The sequence below is a fragment of the Enterobacter sp. JS8-1 genome (assembly GCF_049187015.1).
In the GTDB taxonomy this organism is placed as follows: Bacteria; Pseudomonadota; Gammaproteobacteria; order Enterobacterales; family Enterobacteriaceae; genus Enterobacter; species Enterobacter mori.
Genome location: NZ_CP185805.1, coordinates 4,614,542 through 4,630,870, shown reverse-complemented (window position 1 = coordinate 4,630,870; position 16,329 = coordinate 4,614,542). Strand labels below are relative to the sequence as shown.

The window sequence follows — 16,329 nt, the reverse complement described above, 5'->3', positions numbered from 1 at the left end:
AATTTATGACCGCGATCGGATTTTAAAATACGTAACTTATTAATTACATTTGATTCTGGAATTTGCACCGAAAAATAGTTCGTCTGCGCATTATTTTGCGAGCCAGCGCACAGTTGTGCATTCTCTCAATAGCAGTGTGAAATAACGTAATTGAGCAAGCCGGAATGTGTATTCACTATTACTCCTGTATCTACGACTCGCCGCATACCCTGATTATGGAGCTCAATATGCAAGCTTATTTCGACCAACTCGATCGCGTTCGTTACGAAGGCACGAAAACGACCAATCCTTTAGCATTTCGTCACTACAACCCGGACGAGCTGGTGCTGGGTAAGCGCATGGAAGATCATCTGCGCTTTGCCGCCTGTTACTGGCATACGTTCTGCTGGAATGGTGCCGATATGTTCGGTGTGGGTTCTTTTGACCGTCCATGGCAACAGCCTGGCGAAGCCATCGAACTGGCGAAGCGTAAAGCGGATGTCGCGTTTGAATTCTTCCACAAGCTGAACGTGCCGTACTACTGCTTCCACGATGTGGATGTCTCTCCGGAAGGCGCGTCGCTGAAAGAGTATCTGAACAACTTCGCGCAGATGGTGGACGTGCTGGCGGCAAAACAGCAGCAGAGCGGCGTGAAGCTGCTGTGGGGCACGGCAAACTGCTTTACTAACCCTCGCTATGGCGCGGGCGCGGCAACGAATCCGGATCCCGAAGTGTTCAGTTGGGCGGCCACACAGGTGGTGACGGCGATGAACGCCACGCATCAGTTGGGCGGCGAGAACTATGTGCTGTGGGGCGGCCGTGAAGGGTACGAAACCCTGCTGAATACCGATCTGCGTCAGGAGCGTGAGCAGATTGGTCGCTTTATGCAGATGGTTGTCGAGCATAAACACAAAATTGGTTTCCGCGGTACGCTGCTGATTGAACCTAAGCCGCAAGAGCCGACCAAGCATCAGTACGATTATGACGTCGCAACCGTGTACGGCTTCCTGAAACAATTTGGTCTGGAAAAAGAGATCAAAGTGAACATTGAGGCTAACCACGCTACGCTTGCGGGCCACTCTTTCCATCACGAAATTGCGTCCGCCATTGCGCTGGGCATCTTTGGTTCTGTGGATGCAAACCGTGGTGATGCACAGCTGGGCTGGGACACCGACCAGTTCCCGAACAGTGTGGAAGAGAATGCGCTGGTGATGTACGAAATCATCAAAGCGGGGGGCTTCACCACCGGCGGTCTGAATTTTGACGCCAAAGTGCGTCGTCAAAGCACCGATAAGTACGATCTGTTCTACGGTCACATTGGCGCGATGGACACCATGGCGCTGGCGCTGAAAATCGCCGCCCGAATGATTGAAGACGGTGAGCTGGATAAACGCGTGGCGAAGCGTTATAGCGGCTGGAACAGTGAGCTGGGTCAGCAAATTTTGAAAGGCCAGTTATCGCTTGGTGAGATTGCGAAGTACGCTGAACAGCATCAGCTGGCACCGCAGCATCAGAGCGGACACCAGGAACTGCTGGAAAACCTGGTCAATCATTACCTGTTCGATAAATAACAGCATGTCGGCCCGGTAAGCGCAGCGCTACCGGGCATTTTTGTCAAAGGAGTCACCACAATGTATATCGGGATCGATCTTGGCACATCGGGTGTGAAAGCCATCCTGTTAAGCGAACAGGGCGACGTGTTAGCCACGCAGACGGAAAAACTGCAGGTTTCACGTCCGCATCCGCTGTGGTCTGAACAGGACCCGGAGCAGTGGTGGCAGGCGACGGATCGCGCAATCACAGCCTTAGGCGCGCAGCACAGTCTCCGTGACGTAAAAGCGCTGGGGATTGCCGGACAAATGCATGGTGCAACGCTGCTGGACAGCCAGCACCGCGTGTTGCGTCCAGCGATCCTCTGGAACGACGGTCGCTGTGCAGAAGAGTGCGCGCTTCTTGAAGAACGCGTACCGACCTCTCGTGACATCACCGGCAACCTGATGATGCCAGGTTTCACCGCACCAAAACTCTTGTGGGTACAGCGCCATGAACCTGAGATTTTCCGTCAGGTAGCGAAAGTTCTGCTGCCGAAAGATTATCTGCGTTTTCGCATGACGGGTGATTTCGCCAGTGATATGTCTGACGCGGCGGGCACGATGTGGCTCGATGTGGCGAAACGCGACTGGAGCGAGGCGATGCTGGATGCCTGCCATCTGACTCGTGACCATATGCCTGCGCTCTTCGAAGGCTGCGAGGTCACTGGCACATTGCAGTCCTCCATTGCTGAACGCTGGAATATACCTGCCGTACCGGTGGTAGCTGGCGGTGGCGACAACGCGGCGGGCGCTGTCGGTGTCGGGATGGTGGAGGCAGGGCAGGCGATGCTCTCGCTGGGAACCTCCGGCGTCTATTTTGCCGTCAGCGACGGTTATCGCAGCAACCCTGAAAGCGCGGTCCACAGTTTCTGTCATGCCCTGCCGGGGAAATGGCATTTGATGTCGGTGATGCTGAGTGCGGCATCCTGCCTCGACTGGGCAGCGAAGCTGACCGGAATGGCGGATGTCCCTGCGTTTATCGAAGCCGCGCAGCAGGCGGATGAAAATGCTGGTGCCGTCTGGTTTTTACCCTATCTTTCCGGCGAGCGTACGCCGCACAACAACCCGGGAGCGAAAGGGGTGTTTTTCGGTTTAACTCATCAACATGGCCCGGCTGAACTGGCGCGTGCGGTACTGGAGGGCGTCGGGTATGCGCTGGCGGATGGGATGGACGTCGTTCACGATTGTGGGCTGAAGCCATCAAGCATTACGCTCATTGGCGGCGGCGCGCGCAGCAGTTACTGGCGGCAGATGCTGTCTGACATTAGCGGGCTACAGCTTGATTATCGCACCGGGGGCGACGTCGGGCCTGCGCTTGGCGCAGCGCGGCTGGCACAGATAGCCGCGAACCCTGACAAACCGCTCGCACAGTTGCTGCCACAGCTGGCGCTTGAGCAAACGCATCTTCCTGACGCAGCACGCCATTCGCGCTACGCGGAAAGGCGTGATGTGTTCCGCAGGATCTACCAGCAGCTGCTGCCGTTGATGTCATAAAACGATTGTCTGATAGAGGCATGACGATGTCCTTTTTTGGTCTGTTCGTGCCTGTGTTTCCTCGTCAGGATAAGGTCATACCCACTGACGAGGAGTTCCATCATGTCCCGCACCGCATTAATCAATATTGACACTCAGCAGTCATTTCATCATCGCATGTACTGGCAGGAGGCCGATATTCCTGCCTTTCAGCAGGCCATGCTGGGGCTGATTGAAGGCTGCCAGTCGCGCAATATTCCGGTCGTTGATATTTTTCATGTAGATGAAGACGGTCCCTTCACCCTGGAAAGCGGCTATGTCAAACCGATGGTCTTTTTACGTCATCAGCCGGATGTGGTTTTCCAGAAACACGTCCATAATGCCTTTACGGACACCGGGCTCGACCGCTGGCTGCGCGAGCGTGATATCAACCGACTGATAATCTGCGGCATTCGCACTGAACAATGTTGTGAAACTACCGCACGTGTGGCCTCCGATCTGGGCTATGCTGTGACCTTTGTGAGCGAGGCTACGCTGACGTTCCCGATGACGTACAACGGAATTACCCTCAGCGCTGACGAACTGCGTCATCGTACCGAGACGGTGCTGGCCGGGCGTTTTGCCGAGATTAAAACGGTAGCGGAGACGCTGGAGTCACTGTAATGAGCATCGACGTCTGGTTCGTTATGTTGCCCGGGGTGCTGTCATTAGACATGACCGGCCCGGCAGAAACCTTTGTGCTGGCGGGCGACGCGTTTCGCCTGCATTACATTGGCCCGCAGCCTGATGTTCAGACGTCGATTGGCCTGACGATGAGCGGCATTCAGCCGCTGCCTGAACGTCTGCCAGAAGGGAGTTTGCTTGTGCTACCGGGAGTCAGCGACTCCCACGTTCAGTTCTCAACCCCTCTGGCGCAGCAGATTCAGCACTGGCTGATGCGCCTGCAGCCGCGGATCCAGCGCCAGGACATCGCCGTGATGTGCGTCTGTTCTGGCGCGTTGCTGGCGGCAAAGTCGGGCTTGTTGAATAACCGGCAGTGCACCACGCATCATGACGTCATTAGCCGCTTACGCGCCGCAGCCCCCACGGCGACGATTAAAGAGAACCGGATTTTCGTGCAGGACGAGAATATCTGGACCAGCGCAGGGATCACGTCGGGTATCGATCTGGCGCTGCATATGATTAACCGCCTTTGTGGGCCAGAAAAAGCCCTGGCCATCGCGCGTGAGATGGTGGTCTGGTTCCGCCGCTCCGGGGACGATCCTCAGCTTTCACCCTGGTTACGCTACCGCAATCATCTTCACCCGGCGATCCACCGCGCGCAGGACGCCCTTACCGCTGAGCCGCAAAAAGCGTGGCAGATACCGGATATCGCTGCGCAGGCGCACGTCAGCCCACGCCATCTGACCCGGCTTTTTCAGGAACATTTAGGTATAAGCGTTCGGGATTACCTTGAGCAATTGCGTCTGGCCGTGGCCGAACAGTGGTTATTGCAGGGGCGTGGGGTGGAGCAGGCGTCGCTGGCGGCAGGGTTTTCCTCCCCGCGCCAGTTCCACCGTGCCCGGCAGCGAATCGCTAACTAACGAAGCGACGGGTATCTATTTTTTGCAACAGCATCGACAGCAATAAGCTCACGACCAGCGTGGCGGCAAAAATCCAGATAATATCCAGCAGCGGCCAGCTTTTGAGCTCAATCCCACGCGTGCGAAGCGCGTGGATCACCAGCGCGTGAAAACCGTAAATCCCCAGCGAGTGGCGCGAAATAAATCCCACCACGGGAAGCGGGCGTTCATTCAGCGTATTTTTGACGAGTATCAGCAGGGATATGGCGCAGATAAAGACCATCGGGCCGCAGTACAGATACCAGGTATCGGCAAAATTCCCGCGCCACTTCAGCTCATAAAGCGTACCGCGCGAAATCACGATCACACCGATGATAAATAGCGCTCCACAAAGCCAGTTCATACTCCGTTTTTGTGTATCCATCATGCCAATGGCGCGCCCCAGCATGCCGTAAAGCACGTAGTAGAAGGTATCGCCGTTGATATAGAGGTTCACCGGCAACCACTCAAATCCGTCAATTTTCTGCGAGACGGTATTGGGGTTTGCCACCACGCCAATCACCACCATCAGGGCCAGGAGCATTTTCCCGCTGACGTTCTTCACCTGTATCAGTGGGGAAACCAGGTAGATAACGATAATGGCGAAGAAGAACCACAGGTGATAGAAGATCGGTTTTTGCAGCACGTTTTTCAGCGAAAGTTCGGCGTTAATTGAGGTGAAAAGCGTGATATAGAGCAGCGCTACGACGCTGTAGAAACCCAGGCATGACGCGATGCGGATAAAATGCCTCGGTTGCGCACTGCGTTCGCCAAAGAAGAGAAAGCCGGAAATCATAAAGAACAGCGGTACACTCACGCGGGAAGCGGAGTTAAGTATATTAGCGATATCCCAGTTAACGTGGCTGATGCTGTGCGCGTTCGTGACGTACCAGGTCGTCGTGTGGATCATCACCACCATCAGACAGGCTATTCCTCGCAGGTTATCAATCCAGTTAATTTTTGACGACATCAGTTCCTCTTATTCCCTGTAAATAGAGTGTGACTGCGATTAGGGTAAAGTCTTCCCTTGGAAAATTCTGAGTTTAACTCGCGTAACTTGTACGAGAAGCGCGAGATTCGCAGAATGACGCACCATAATCTATAAAAGCGTTGATATTAAAAATAACAGCCACTGACCAGGGCGGTAATAAAAATGATGATGAAGCGTGTGGCGTCACTCTTTCTGCTACTCATACTGGCGGGGTGCAGCGCCTCAAAGGACATGCCTGAACAAAAAGCACAGCAGGGGAAAATCAGCCCTGAACGTTCGCTGAATATGGAGCAGCTCTGCAAAGACCAGGCGGCTCACCGCTATAATTCCGAGGTGCAGAAAATTACGGTTAACGGATTTGAGCGCTTTCAGGGGAGCTATGAGCTAAAAGGCTATACTGCGCGTAAAGAAGGCTTTGTCTGTTCTTTTGACGCGGACGGCCAGTTTTTACATCTCTCGATGCGCTAATCTGCTCGTATAATCAGCAGCCACAATGCCCTGGCGTTCTGGCTGTGCGCCTTATTCCCCAATTTATCTTAAACAACCCCGTTTCGTACTGTATATCTTGCAGCCAGCGGGTATACTGATCCCTTCCATTTAAAACCACACGTATCCAGCACGAAATACTATGCAAAAGTTTGATACCAAGACCTTCCAGGGCCTGATCCTGACCTTACAGGATTACTGGGCTCGTCAGGGCTGCACCATTGTTCAACCTTTGGACATGGAAGTTGGCGCAGGCACCTCGCACCCAATGACCAGCTTACGCGCGTTGGGGCCGGAGCCAATGGCGACCGCGTATGTGCAGCCTTCCCGTCGTCCTACCGATGGCCGTTACGGCGAAAACCCGAACCGTCTGCAGCACTACTATCAGTTCCAGGTGGTGATTAAGCCATCACCAGACAACATTCAGGAACTGTATCTCGGGTCGCTGAAAGAGCTGGGTATGGACCCGACCATTCACGACATTCGTTTCGTGGAAGATAACTGGGAAAACCCAACGCTGGGTGCCTGGGGTCTGGGCTGGGAAGTGTGGCTGAACGGCATGGAAGTGACGCAGTTCACTTACTTCCAGCAGGTTGGCGGTCTGGAATGTAAACCAATCACCGGTGAAATCACCTACGGTCTGGAACGTCTGGCCATGTATATTCAGGGCGTAGACAGCGTTTACGACCTGGTCTGGAGCGACGGCCCGCTGGGTAAAACCACCTACGGCGACGTGTTCCATCAGAACGAAGTGGAGCAATCCACCTATAACTTCGAATACGCGGACGTGGACTTCCTGTTCACCTGCTTCGAGCAGTACGAGAAAGAAGCGCAGCAGCTGCTGGCGCTGGAGACTCCGCTGCCGCTGCCTGCCTACGAGCGTATTCTGAAGGCCGCCCACAGCTTCAACCTGCTGGACGCCCGCAAAGCCATCTCCGTGACTGAACGTCAGCGCTACATTCTGCGTATTCGTACCCTGACCAAAGCCGTTGCAGAAGCTTACTATGCGTCCCGTGAAGCCCTTGGCTTCCCGATGTGCAACCGAAACAAATAAGAGGCGGCCATGTCTGAAAAAACTTTCCTGGTGGAAATCGGCACCGAAGAGCTGCCACCAAAAGCCCTGCGCAGCTTGGCTGAGTCTTTTGCTGCGAACGTGACCGCCGAGCTGGATAACGCTGGCCTGGCACACGGTAAAATTGAATGGTTTGCTGCACCGCGTCGTCTGGCGCTGAAAGTGGCAAATCTGGCGGCGTCTCAGCCTGATCGTGAAGTGGAAAAACGTGGCCCGGCCATTGCTCAGGCGTTCGACGCGGAAGGCAAACCGAGCAAAGCGGCAGAAGGTTGGGCGCGTGGTTGCGGCATCACCGTTGACCAGGCCGAGCGTCTGACCACCGACAAAGGCGAGTGGCTGCTGTATCGTGCACATGTGAAAGGCGAAAGCGCGGAAGCGCTGCTGCCGGACATGATCGCGACCTCACTGGCTAAGCTGCCAATTCCTAAGCTGATGCGCTGGGGCGCGTCCGACGTGCACTTCGTGCGTCCGGTTCACACCGTGACCCTGCTGCTGGGCGATGCCGTTATTCCTGCCACCATTCTGGGCGTGGCGTCCGATCGCGTGATCCGCGGCCACCGCTTTATGGGCGAGCCGGAGTTCACCATCGACAATGCCGACCAGTACCCGCAGATTCTGCTGGAGCGCGGTAAAGTCATTGCCGACTACGAACAGCGTAAAGCCAAAATCAAAGCGGACGCGGAAGAAGCGGCACGCCAGATTGGCGGTAACGCTGACCTGAGCGAAAGCTTGCTGGAAGAAGTGACCTCTCTGGTGGAATGGCCAGTTGTGCTGACCGCGAAGTTCGAAGAGAAATTCCTGGCCGTTCCGGCTGAAGCGCTGGTCTACACCATGAAGGGTGACCAGAAGTACTTCCCGGTATACGCCAACGACGGCGAGCTGCTGCCAAACTTCATCTTCGTGGCGAACATCGAATCGAAAGATCCGATCCAGATTATCTCCGGTAACGAGAAAGTGGTGCGCCCACGTCTGGCGGATGCGGAGTTCTTCTTCAATACCGACCGTAAAAAGCGTCTGGAAGATAACCTGCCGCGCCTGCAGACCGTGCTGTTCCAGCAGCAGCTGGGCACGCTGCGCGACAAAACCGACCGTATTGCGGAGCTGTCCGGCTGGATCGCCCGTGAAATCGGTGCCGACGTCAACCACGCGACTCGCGCGGGCCTGCTGTCCAAGTGCGACCTGATGACCAACATGGTGTTCGAATTTACCGACACCCAGGGCGTGATGGGCATGCACTACGCGCGTCACGATGGCGAAGCGGAAGACGTGGCTGTGGCTCTGAACGAGCAGTATCAGCCGCGCTTTGCGGGTGACGATTTGCCGTCCAACCCGGTTGCCTGCGCCGTGGCGATTGCCGATAAGATGGACACCCTGGCGGGTATCTTCGGTATCGGTCAGCACCCGAAAGGCGACAAAGACCCGTTCGCGCTGCGTCGTGCCGCGCTGGGCGTGCTGCGTATCATCGTTGAGAAGAACCTGAACCTCGATCTGCAGACCCTGACTGAAGAAGCGGTGCGTCTGTACGGCGATAAGCTGACTAACGCGAAGGTCGTGGATGATGTCATCGACTTTATGCTCGGTCGTTTCCGCGCGTGGTATCAGGATGAAGGCTACACCGTTGACACCATTCAGGCGGTGCTGGCGCGTCGTCCGACCCGTCCGGCTGACTTCGATGCGCGCATGAAGGCGGTGTCCCACTTCCGTACCCTGGAAGCGGCATCAGCCCTGGCTGCGGCCAACAAGCGTGTATCCAATATCCTGGCGAAATCCGACGAGACGCTGAACGAGCGTGTTAACGCTGCAACCCTGAAAGAGCCGGAAGAGATTGCCCTGGCGATGCAGGTTGTGGTGCTGCGCGACAAGCTCGAGCCGTACTTTGCGGAAGGTCGCTACCAGGAAGCGCTGGTGGAGCTGGCGGAACTGCGTGACGTTATCGACGCCTTCTTCGAGAAAGTGATGGTGAACGTGGAAGATAAAGATCTGCGTATTAACCGTCTCTCAATGCTCGAGAAACTGCGCGAGCTGTTCCTGCGCGTGGCGGATATTTCGCTGCTGCAGTAATGCAAAAAACCCGCCCCTGACAGGCGGGAAGAACGGCAACTAAACTCATGCCAGGCTGCAAAAGCAGCCCGGCTTTTTTATTACACTCTCTCAAATACCGTCGCGATACCCTGACCCAGCCCTATACACATTGTTGCCAGACCAAACTGAGCATCTTTGCGTTCCATCAGGTTGATAAGCGTCGTGCTGATGCGCGCGCCGGAACAGCCCAGCGGGTGACCAAGGGCGATCGCGCCGCCGTTGAGGTTAATCTTCTCGTCGATCTGATCCATCAGCCCCAGATCTTTAATGCACGGCAGGATTTGCGCGGCGAAGGCTTCGTTCATCTCGAACAGATCGATGTCGCTGGCGGTTAAGCCCGCTTTTTTCAGTGCCAGCTTCGAGGCCGGAACCGGGCCGTAACCCATGATGGAAGGATCGCAGCCGACGACCGCCATCGAACGCACGCGAGCGCGTGGCGTCAGGCCTAGTTCGCGGGCGCGGCTTTCGCTCATCACCAGCATCGCGGCGGCACCGTCGGACAGTGCGGACGACGTTCCCGCCGTTACCGTGCCGGTGACCGGATCGAATGCCGGGCGCAGGGTAGACAGCGCTTCGACCGTGGTTTCCGGGCGGATGACTTCGTCGTAGCTGAACTGCTTCAGTACGCCGTCTGCGTCGTGACCGCCTGTCGGGATGATCTCATTCTTAAAGGCTCCGAACTGCGTGGCGGCCCAGGCGCGAGCGTGAGAACGCGCGGCAAAGGCATCCTGCATTTCACGGCTGATGCCATGGAGGCGGGAGAGCATCTCGGCGGTCAGGCCCATCATCCCCGCGGCTTTCGCCACATTACGACTCATGCCCGGGTGGAAATCAACCCCGTGGCTCATCGGCACGTGGCCCATGTGCTCAACGCCGCCTACCAGACAGGCCTGCGCATCGCCAGTCATGATCATGCGCGCCGCATCGTGCAGCGCCTGCATGGACGAACCACACAGACGGTTGACGGTGACCGCGGGAACCGAGTGCGGGATCTCTGCCAGCAGAGACGCGTTACGGGCGATGTTGAAGCCCTGCTCCAGGGTCTGCTGCACGCAGCCCCAGTAGATATCGTCCAGCGCTGTTGGGTCCAGCGCCGGGTTACGCGCCAGCAGGCTACGCATCAGGTGCGCGGAGAGATCTTCCGCACGCACGTTACGGAACGCGCCGCCTTTTGAACGGCCCATCGGGGTGCGAATCGCATCAACAATGACAACCTTTTCCATTGTGACTCCTTAAGCCGTTTTCAGCTCGCCAACCGGACGGGCTGGCTCAACTGCTGGATAGTAGGGTTCGTTATGGCGCGCTTTGTTACGCAGACCTTCCGGCACCTCATAAAGCGGGCCAAGGTGCTGGTACTGCTGAACCATATCGAGATAGCGGGCGCTGCCGAGCGTATCCAGCCAGCGGAACGCGCCGCCGTGGAACGGAGGGAAGCCAAGGCCGTACACCAGCGCCATATCCGCTTCTGCCGGGCTGGCGATGATGCCTTCTTCCAGGCAACGCACCACTTCGTTGATCATCGGGATCATCATTCGGGCGATGATTTCATCGTCGGTGAAGTCGCGTTTTGGCTGACTGACGTCGGCCAGCAGGCCAGCCACCGCCGCATCTTCTTCTTTTTTCGGTTTGCCTTTGCTGTCTTCTTTATAGCGCCAGAAGCCCAGGCCGTTTTTCTGACCGAAGCGGTTGGCGTCAAACAGAGCGTCAATGGCGTCGCGATAGTCTTTCTGCATGCGCTGCGGGAAGCCTGCCGCCATTACCGCCTGCGCGTGATGGGCGGTATCAATGCCGACCACGTCCAACAGATACGCCGGGCCCATCGGCCAGCCGAACTGTTTTTCCATCACTTTGTCGATTTCGCGGAAGTCCGCTCCGTCGCGCAGCAGCTGGCTGAAGCCTGCAAAGTACGGGAAGAGTACGCGGTTAACGAAGAAGCCCGGGCAGTCGTTCACCACGATCGGGGTTTTGCCCATTTTGCTCGCCCACGCCACCACTTTGGCGATGGTTTCGTCAGAGGTTTTTTCTCCACGGATCACTTCGACCAGCGGCATACGGTGTACCGGGTTGAAGAAGTGCATGCCGCAGAAGTTTTCCGGGCGCTTCAGCACGCTCGCCAGTTCGCCAATCGGAATGGTCGAGGTGTTAGACGCCAGCACGGTGCCAGGACGCACCTTGTCTTCCGTTTCCGCCAGCACCGCTTTTTTGACTTTCGGGTTCTCAACCACGGCTTCAACCACCACGTCCACACGGTCAAAACCGCTGTACTCCAGCACCGGCTGAATGGTGGCGATCACGCCTGCGAGCTTCAGCCCGTCAATTTTTCCGCGCTCCAGCTGTTTATTCAACAGCTTGGCCGCTTCGGTCATGCCGAGCGTCAGGGATTTCTCGTTGATGTCCTTCATCACCACCGGCACGCCTTTCCATGCCGACTGGTAGGCGATGCCGCCACCCATAATGCCGGCGCCGAGTACCGCCGCGTGTTTTGGCGTCTCAACGTTTTTGGTCAGCTGTTTGGCTTTTCCTTTCACGAACTGATCGTTGAGGAAGATACCGACCAGCGCGCGAGCTTCATTGGTGTGCGCCAGCGGAACAAAGCTCTGGTTTTCAAGCTTCAGCGCTTCGTCGCGACCAAGGCGGGCCGCTGCTTCAATGGTTTTCACCGCCGTGATCGGCGCCGGATAGTGTTTACCTGCCGTCTGCATCACCATGCCTTTGGCGATGGTGAAGCTCATGGTGGCTTCAATCTTGCTGAGTTTTAGCGGCTCCAGCTTCGGCTGGCGTTTAGCTTTCCAGTCGAGATCGCCGTTAATCGCCTGACGTAAAATGGCGACAGCACCTTCAACAAGCTTCTCTGGTTTAACGACGCCGTCCACCAGGCCGATTTTCTGCGCCTGTTCTGCGCCGACATCTTTACCTGCGGCAATGATCTCCAGCGCGCTGTCGGCACCCAGCATGCGCGGCATACGCACGGAGCCGCCAAAGCCCGGCATGATGCCCAGCTTGGTTTCCGGCAGGCCGATGCGCAGATCCGGCGTGGCGAGACGGTAATCGGTGGCTAATACACATTCACAGCCGCCGCCCAGCGCGTAGCCGTTCACGGCGGAGATCGTGGGGACAGGCAGATCTTCCAGACGATTAAAGACGCTGTTGGCAAAGTGTAGCCACTGGCTCAGCTGTTCTTCAGGCACCAGGAAAAGCGAGAGAAATTCGGTGATATCGGCACCGACAATAAAGGCCGCTTTGTTCGAACGCAGCAGCAGCCCTTTTAATTCAGGTTGTTTTTCAAGAACATCCAGCGCCTGGCCAAGACTGGCCACCGTCGCGGTATCAAGCTTATTCACTGAGCCGGGGGCATCGAACACCAGTTCGGCAATGCCATCTTCCAGCCAGTTGAGGTACAGGGTGTCGCCTTTGTAAAGCATGTCAGTCTCCTGAATCCAGCAAGTGGATCTGGTCATACCAGATGAGACGGAGTGTGGAATTTATGTTAATAAAATGCAAATTTCTCATTAAGAAATTGCTGCATTGATCACGGTCGGTGGAAATCACGCAGCCGGAGTGAGGTGTGCTAAGATGCGATGACTTGAGGTCAAAAAAACGAAAGGAAGAATGATGGACTCACTGGCTTCGCTTTATAAAAATCATATCGTTACCCTACAGGAACGTACCCGCGATGTACTGGCGCGCTTCAAGCTGGATGCCCTGCTAATCCACTCCGGCGAGCTGATGAACACGTTTCTTGATGACCATGCTTATCCGTTTAAGGTCAACCCGCAGTTTAAAGCCTGGGTGCCGGTGACACAGGTGCCAAATTGCTGGCTGCTGGTGGATGGCGTGAACAAGCCGAAACTGTGGTTCTATCTGCCGGTGGATTACTGGCACAACGTGGAACCGCTGCCGACTTCTTTCTGGACCGAAGAAATTGATGTGATTGCCCTGCCAAAAGCGGACGGTATTGGCAGCCAGCTGCCTGCAGCGCGTGGCAACATTGGCTATATTGGTCCTGTTCCAGAGCGTGCGCTGGGTCTGGATATTCCGGCGGATAAACTCAACCCGAAAGGGGTGCTGGATTATCTCCACTATTACCGCGCGTATAAAACCGACTACGAACTTTACTGCATGCGTGAAGCGCAAAAAACGGCGGTGAATGGCCATCGTGCCGCGCACGAAGCGTTCCAGTCGGGCATGAGCGAGTTCGACATCAATCTTGCCTACCTGACCGCAACCGGTCACCGCGACACCGACGTACCGTACAGCAACATCGTCGCGCTGAACGAGCACGCGTCTGTGCTTCACTACACCAAACTTGATCACCAGGTTCCGTCGGAAATGCGCAGCTTCCTGCTGGACGCAGGGGCAGAGTATAACGGCTACGCGGCCGATCTGACCCGTACCTGGGCGACGAATGGGGATACCGATTTCGCGCAGCTGATTAAAGACGTGAACGATGAACAGCTGGCGCTGATTGGCACCATGAAGGCCGGAACCAGCTATGTGGATTATCACATCCAGTTCCATCAGCGCATCGCCAAACTGCTGCGTAAGCATCAGATTGTGAAAGACATGAGCGAAGAGGCGATGGTCGAAAACGATCTGACCGGGCCATTTATGCCGCACGGTATCGGTCACCCGCTGGGCCTGCAGGTTCACGACGTTGCGGGCTTCATGCAGGATGATACCGGCACGCACCTGGCGGCACCGTCTAAATATCCTTACCTGCGCTGCACCCGTATTCTTGAGCCGCGCATGGTCTTGACCATCGAGCCGGGGATCTACTTTATTGAATCCCTGCTGGCGCCGTGGCGTGAAGGGCAGTTCAGCAAGCACTTCAACTGGGAAAAAATTGACGCGTTGAAACCGTTTGGCGGCATTCGTATCGAAGATAACGTGGTTATTCATGAGAACGGTGTCGAGAACATGACGCGAGACCTGAAGCTGGCCTGATGGAAAGCTGGCTGATACCGGCTGAACCGGTCACCTTTGTTGAGGAAATCAAGAAAAGCCGCTTTATTACGCTGCTGGCGCACACCGACGGCGTAGAGGCGGCAAAGGCGTTTGTCGAGTCCGTTCGCGCGGAGCATCCTGATGCACGCCACCACTGCGTGGCGTGGGTGGCAGGACCGCCGGACGATTCGCAACAGCTGGGGTTTTCTGACGACGGTGAACCGGCTGGCACGGCCGGTAAACCTATGCTTTCGCAGCTGATGGGCAGCGGCGTGGGCGAGATCACCGCCGTAGTGGTTCGCTACTACGGCGGCATTTTGTTAGGCACGGGTGGGCTGGTTAAAGCCTACGGTGGAGGTGTACAGCAGGCACTTAATCTGCTGATAACCACCCGCAAAACGCCACTTACCGAATATACTCTGGTATGCGAGTACTCGCAGCTTTCGGGCATTGAAGCGTTACTGAAGCGCGTTAACGGTGTGATTGTGCACAGCGATTACCAGGCGATGGTGCAATTACGCGTGGCGCTTCCTCAGGCGGAACTGGCTTCTTTTTCAGCAAAACTCGCTGATTTTAGTCGTGGTTCGTTGCAATTGCTGCCGATTGAAGAATAATCCCCACCTCACTTTTTGAATACCAAAGGAAGCGGCAGAGATGCATTTTCGTGCCATAACCCGAATCGTTGGACTGCTGGTCATACTTTTTTCCGGGACGATGATTCTCCCAGGACTGGTGGCACTTATCTACCGGGACGGCGCGGGGCGTGCGTTTACCCAGACCTTTTTTGTCGCGCTGGCGATTGGCTCGCTGCTCTGGTGGCCAAACCGTCGTGAGAAAGGCGAGCTGAAATCTCGGGAAGGGTTTCTGATCGTCGTGCTGTTCTGGACGGTGCTGGGAAGCGTCGGTTCGCTCCCGTTTATCTTCTCTGAACAGCCCAATTTGAGCATCACGGATGCATTCTTTGAATCGTTCTCTGGTTTAACAACTACCGGTGCGACGACGCTGGTGGGGCTGGATTCTCTCCCACATGCCATTCTCTTTTATCGCCAGATGCTGCAGTGGTTCGGCGGTATGGGGATCATCGTCCTGGCGGTGGCTATCCTGCCCATTCTGGGCGTCGGTGGGATGCAGCTTTATCGGGCTGAAATGCCCGGCCCGCTAAAAGATAACAAAATGCGTCCGCGTATTGCGGAGACGGCAAAAACCCTGTGGCTGATTTATGTCTTGTTGACGGTCGCCTGCGCGCTGGCGCTGTGGTTTGCCGGAATGCCCGCTTTCGATGCCATCGGGCACAGCTTTGCGACTATCGCTATCGGTGGGTTCTCCACGCACGATGCCAGCGTGGGCTACTTCGACAGCCCGACGATTAACACTATTATTGCTATCTTCCTGCTGATCTCCGGTTGTAACTACGGTTTGCACTTCTCTTTACTGAGTGGGCGAAGCCTGAAGGTGTACTGGCGCGACCCGGAGTTCCGCATGTTTATTGGCGTCCAGTTGACGCTGGTGATCATCTGTACCCTAGTGCTTTGGTTCCACGATGTTTATAACTCGGCCATGACCACGCTAAACCAGGCCTTCTTCCAGGTGGTGTCGATGGCGACAACGGCGGGCTTTACCACGGACAGCATTGCGCGCTGGCCGCTGTTCCTGCCGGTGCTTTTGCTTTGCTCGGCCTTTATCGGGGGCTGTGCGGGGTCTACGGGCGGTGGCCTGAAGGTCATTCGTATACTGCTGCTGTTCAAACAGGGCAACCGCGAGCTGAAGCGTCTTGTTCACCCGAATGCAGTTTATAGCATCAAGCTGGGGAATCGTGCGCTGCCGGAACGTATTCTCGAAGCGGTGTGGGGGTTCTTCTCTGCTTATGCGCTGGTCTTTATCGTCAGTATGCTGGCTATTATTGCTACCGGCGTGGATGATTTCTCCGCATTCGCCTCTGTTGTGGCGACGCTTAATAACCTCGGGCCTGGGCTGGGCGTGGTGGCGGATAACTTTGCCAGTATGAACCCGGTGGCGAAGTGGATCCTTATCGCTAACATGCTGTTTGGGCGTCTTGAGGTCTTTACGCTGCTGGTGCTGTTTACCCCAACATTCTGGCGCGAGTAAGGA

At 56.1% G+C, this 16,329-nt stretch carries 13 protein-coding genes; 10 read left to right on the top strand and 3 right to left on the bottom strand.

The annotated features are described in order from the left end of the window. The first annotated feature begins 227 nt into the window (after positions 1 to 227). The 4 genes from xylA to ACOQH0_RS22085 all read left to right on the top strand — a co-directional run bounded on the left by xylA (position 228) and on the right by ACOQH0_RS22085 (position 4,627). Positions 228 to 1,550 (top strand): xylose isomerase, encoded by a 1,323-nt coding sequence (xylA, locus tag ACOQH0_RS22100; RefSeq protein ID WP_089599718.1) that lies wholly within the window; start codon positions 228 to 230, stop codon positions 1,548 to 1,550. Between the two features lie 60 nt (positions 1,551 to 1,610). Beyond that, positions 1,611 to 3,065, top strand: a complete 1,455-nt coding sequence (gene xylB, locus ACOQH0_RS22095) for a xylulokinase (protein WP_421511203.1) — start codon at positions 1,611 to 1,613, stop codon at positions 3,063 to 3,065. Positions 3,066 to 3,167: 102 nt separating this feature from the next. Beyond that, positions 3,168 to 3,707: an isochorismatase family protein gene (locus ACOQH0_RS22090; protein WP_421511202.1), complete on the top strand. Its 540-nt coding sequence runs from the start codon at positions 3,168 to 3,170 to the stop codon at positions 3,705 to 3,707. Beyond that, positions 3,707 to 4,627: a GlxA family transcriptional regulator gene (locus ACOQH0_RS22085; RefSeq protein ID WP_421511201.1), complete on the top strand. Its 921-nt coding sequence runs from the start codon at positions 3,707 to 3,709 to the stop codon at positions 4,625 to 4,627. Before ACOQH0_RS22090 ends, ACOQH0_RS22085 begins: the two co-directional genes overlap by 1 nt. On the opposite strand, the gene ACOQH0_RS22080 is transcribed toward ACOQH0_RS22085, so the two are convergent. Beyond that, the gene (locus ACOQH0_RS22080; RefSeq protein ID WP_421511200.1) at positions 4,620 to 5,615 is read right to left on the bottom strand and encodes an acyltransferase; all 996 of its coding nucleotides are present in this window, start codon (positions 5,613 to 5,615) and stop codon (positions 4,620 to 4,622) included. The genes ACOQH0_RS22085 and ACOQH0_RS22080 overlap by 8 nt on opposite strands. A 183-nt stretch (positions 5,616 to 5,798) precedes the next feature. On the opposite strand from ACOQH0_RS22080, the gene ACOQH0_RS22075 reads away from it, so the two are divergent. From ACOQH0_RS22075 to glyS, 3 genes are all read left to right on the top strand, one after another. Continuing rightward, positions 5,799 to 6,104 carry a YsaB family lipoprotein gene (locus ACOQH0_RS22075; RefSeq protein ID WP_421511199.1) on the top strand — a complete coding sequence of 102 codons (306 nt, stop codon included), beginning with the start codon at positions 5,799 to 5,801 and terminating at the stop codon, positions 6,102 to 6,104. 160 nt (positions 6,105 to 6,264) lie between these two features. After that, positions 6,265 to 7,176 (top strand): glycine--tRNA ligase subunit alpha, encoded by a 912-nt coding sequence (gene glyQ / locus ACOQH0_RS22070; protein ID WP_003860141.1) that lies wholly within the window; start codon positions 6,265 to 6,267, stop codon positions 7,174 to 7,176. 9 nt (positions 7,177 to 7,185) lie between these two features. Next, positions 7,186 to 9,255 carry a glycine--tRNA ligase subunit beta gene (gene glyS, locus ACOQH0_RS22065; protein WP_421511198.1) on the top strand — a complete coding sequence of 690 codons (2,070 nt, stop codon included), beginning with the start codon at positions 7,186 to 7,188 and terminating at the stop codon, positions 9,253 to 9,255. An 80-nt stretch (positions 9,256 to 9,335) separates the two neighbouring features. On the opposite strand, the gene fadA is transcribed toward glyS, so the two are convergent. Beyond that, positions 9,336 to 10,499, bottom strand: coding sequence for an acetyl-CoA C-acyltransferase FadA (gene fadA / locus ACOQH0_RS22060; RefSeq protein WP_421511197.1), 1,164 nt, complete (start codon positions 10,497 to 10,499; stop codon positions 9,336 to 9,338). Positions 10,500 to 10,508: 9 nt separating this feature from the next. Continuing rightward, positions 10,509 to 12,698, bottom strand: coding sequence for a fatty acid oxidation complex subunit alpha FadB (gene fadB / locus ACOQH0_RS22055; RefSeq protein WP_421511196.1), 2,190 nt, complete (start codon positions 12,696 to 12,698; stop codon positions 10,509 to 10,511). A 190-nt stretch (positions 12,699 to 12,888) separates the two neighbouring features. Between fadB and pepQ the strand changes: the two genes are divergently transcribed. The 3 genes from pepQ to trkH are packed head-to-tail and all read left to right on the top strand — an operon-like array spanning position 12,889 to position 16,326. Then, positions 12,889 to 14,220 carry a Xaa-Pro dipeptidase gene (gene pepQ / locus ACOQH0_RS22050; protein ID WP_421512388.1) on the top strand — a complete coding sequence of 444 codons (1,332 nt, stop codon included), beginning with the start codon at positions 12,889 to 12,891 and terminating at the stop codon, positions 14,218 to 14,220. Continuing rightward, positions 14,220 to 14,834, top strand: a complete 615-nt coding sequence (locus tag ACOQH0_RS22045) for an IMPACT family protein (RefSeq protein WP_421511195.1) — start codon at positions 14,220 to 14,222, stop codon at positions 14,832 to 14,834. The genes pepQ and ACOQH0_RS22045 overlap by 1 nt, the downstream gene beginning before the upstream one ends. 40 nt (positions 14,835 to 14,874) lie before the next feature. Further along, entirely contained in the window at positions 14,875 to 16,326 is a 1,452-nt protein-coding gene (gene trkH, locus ACOQH0_RS22040; RefSeq protein WP_010436781.1) for a Trk system potassium transporter TrkH, read from the top strand. The last annotated feature ends 3 nt before the right edge of the window (positions 16,327 to 16,329 follow it).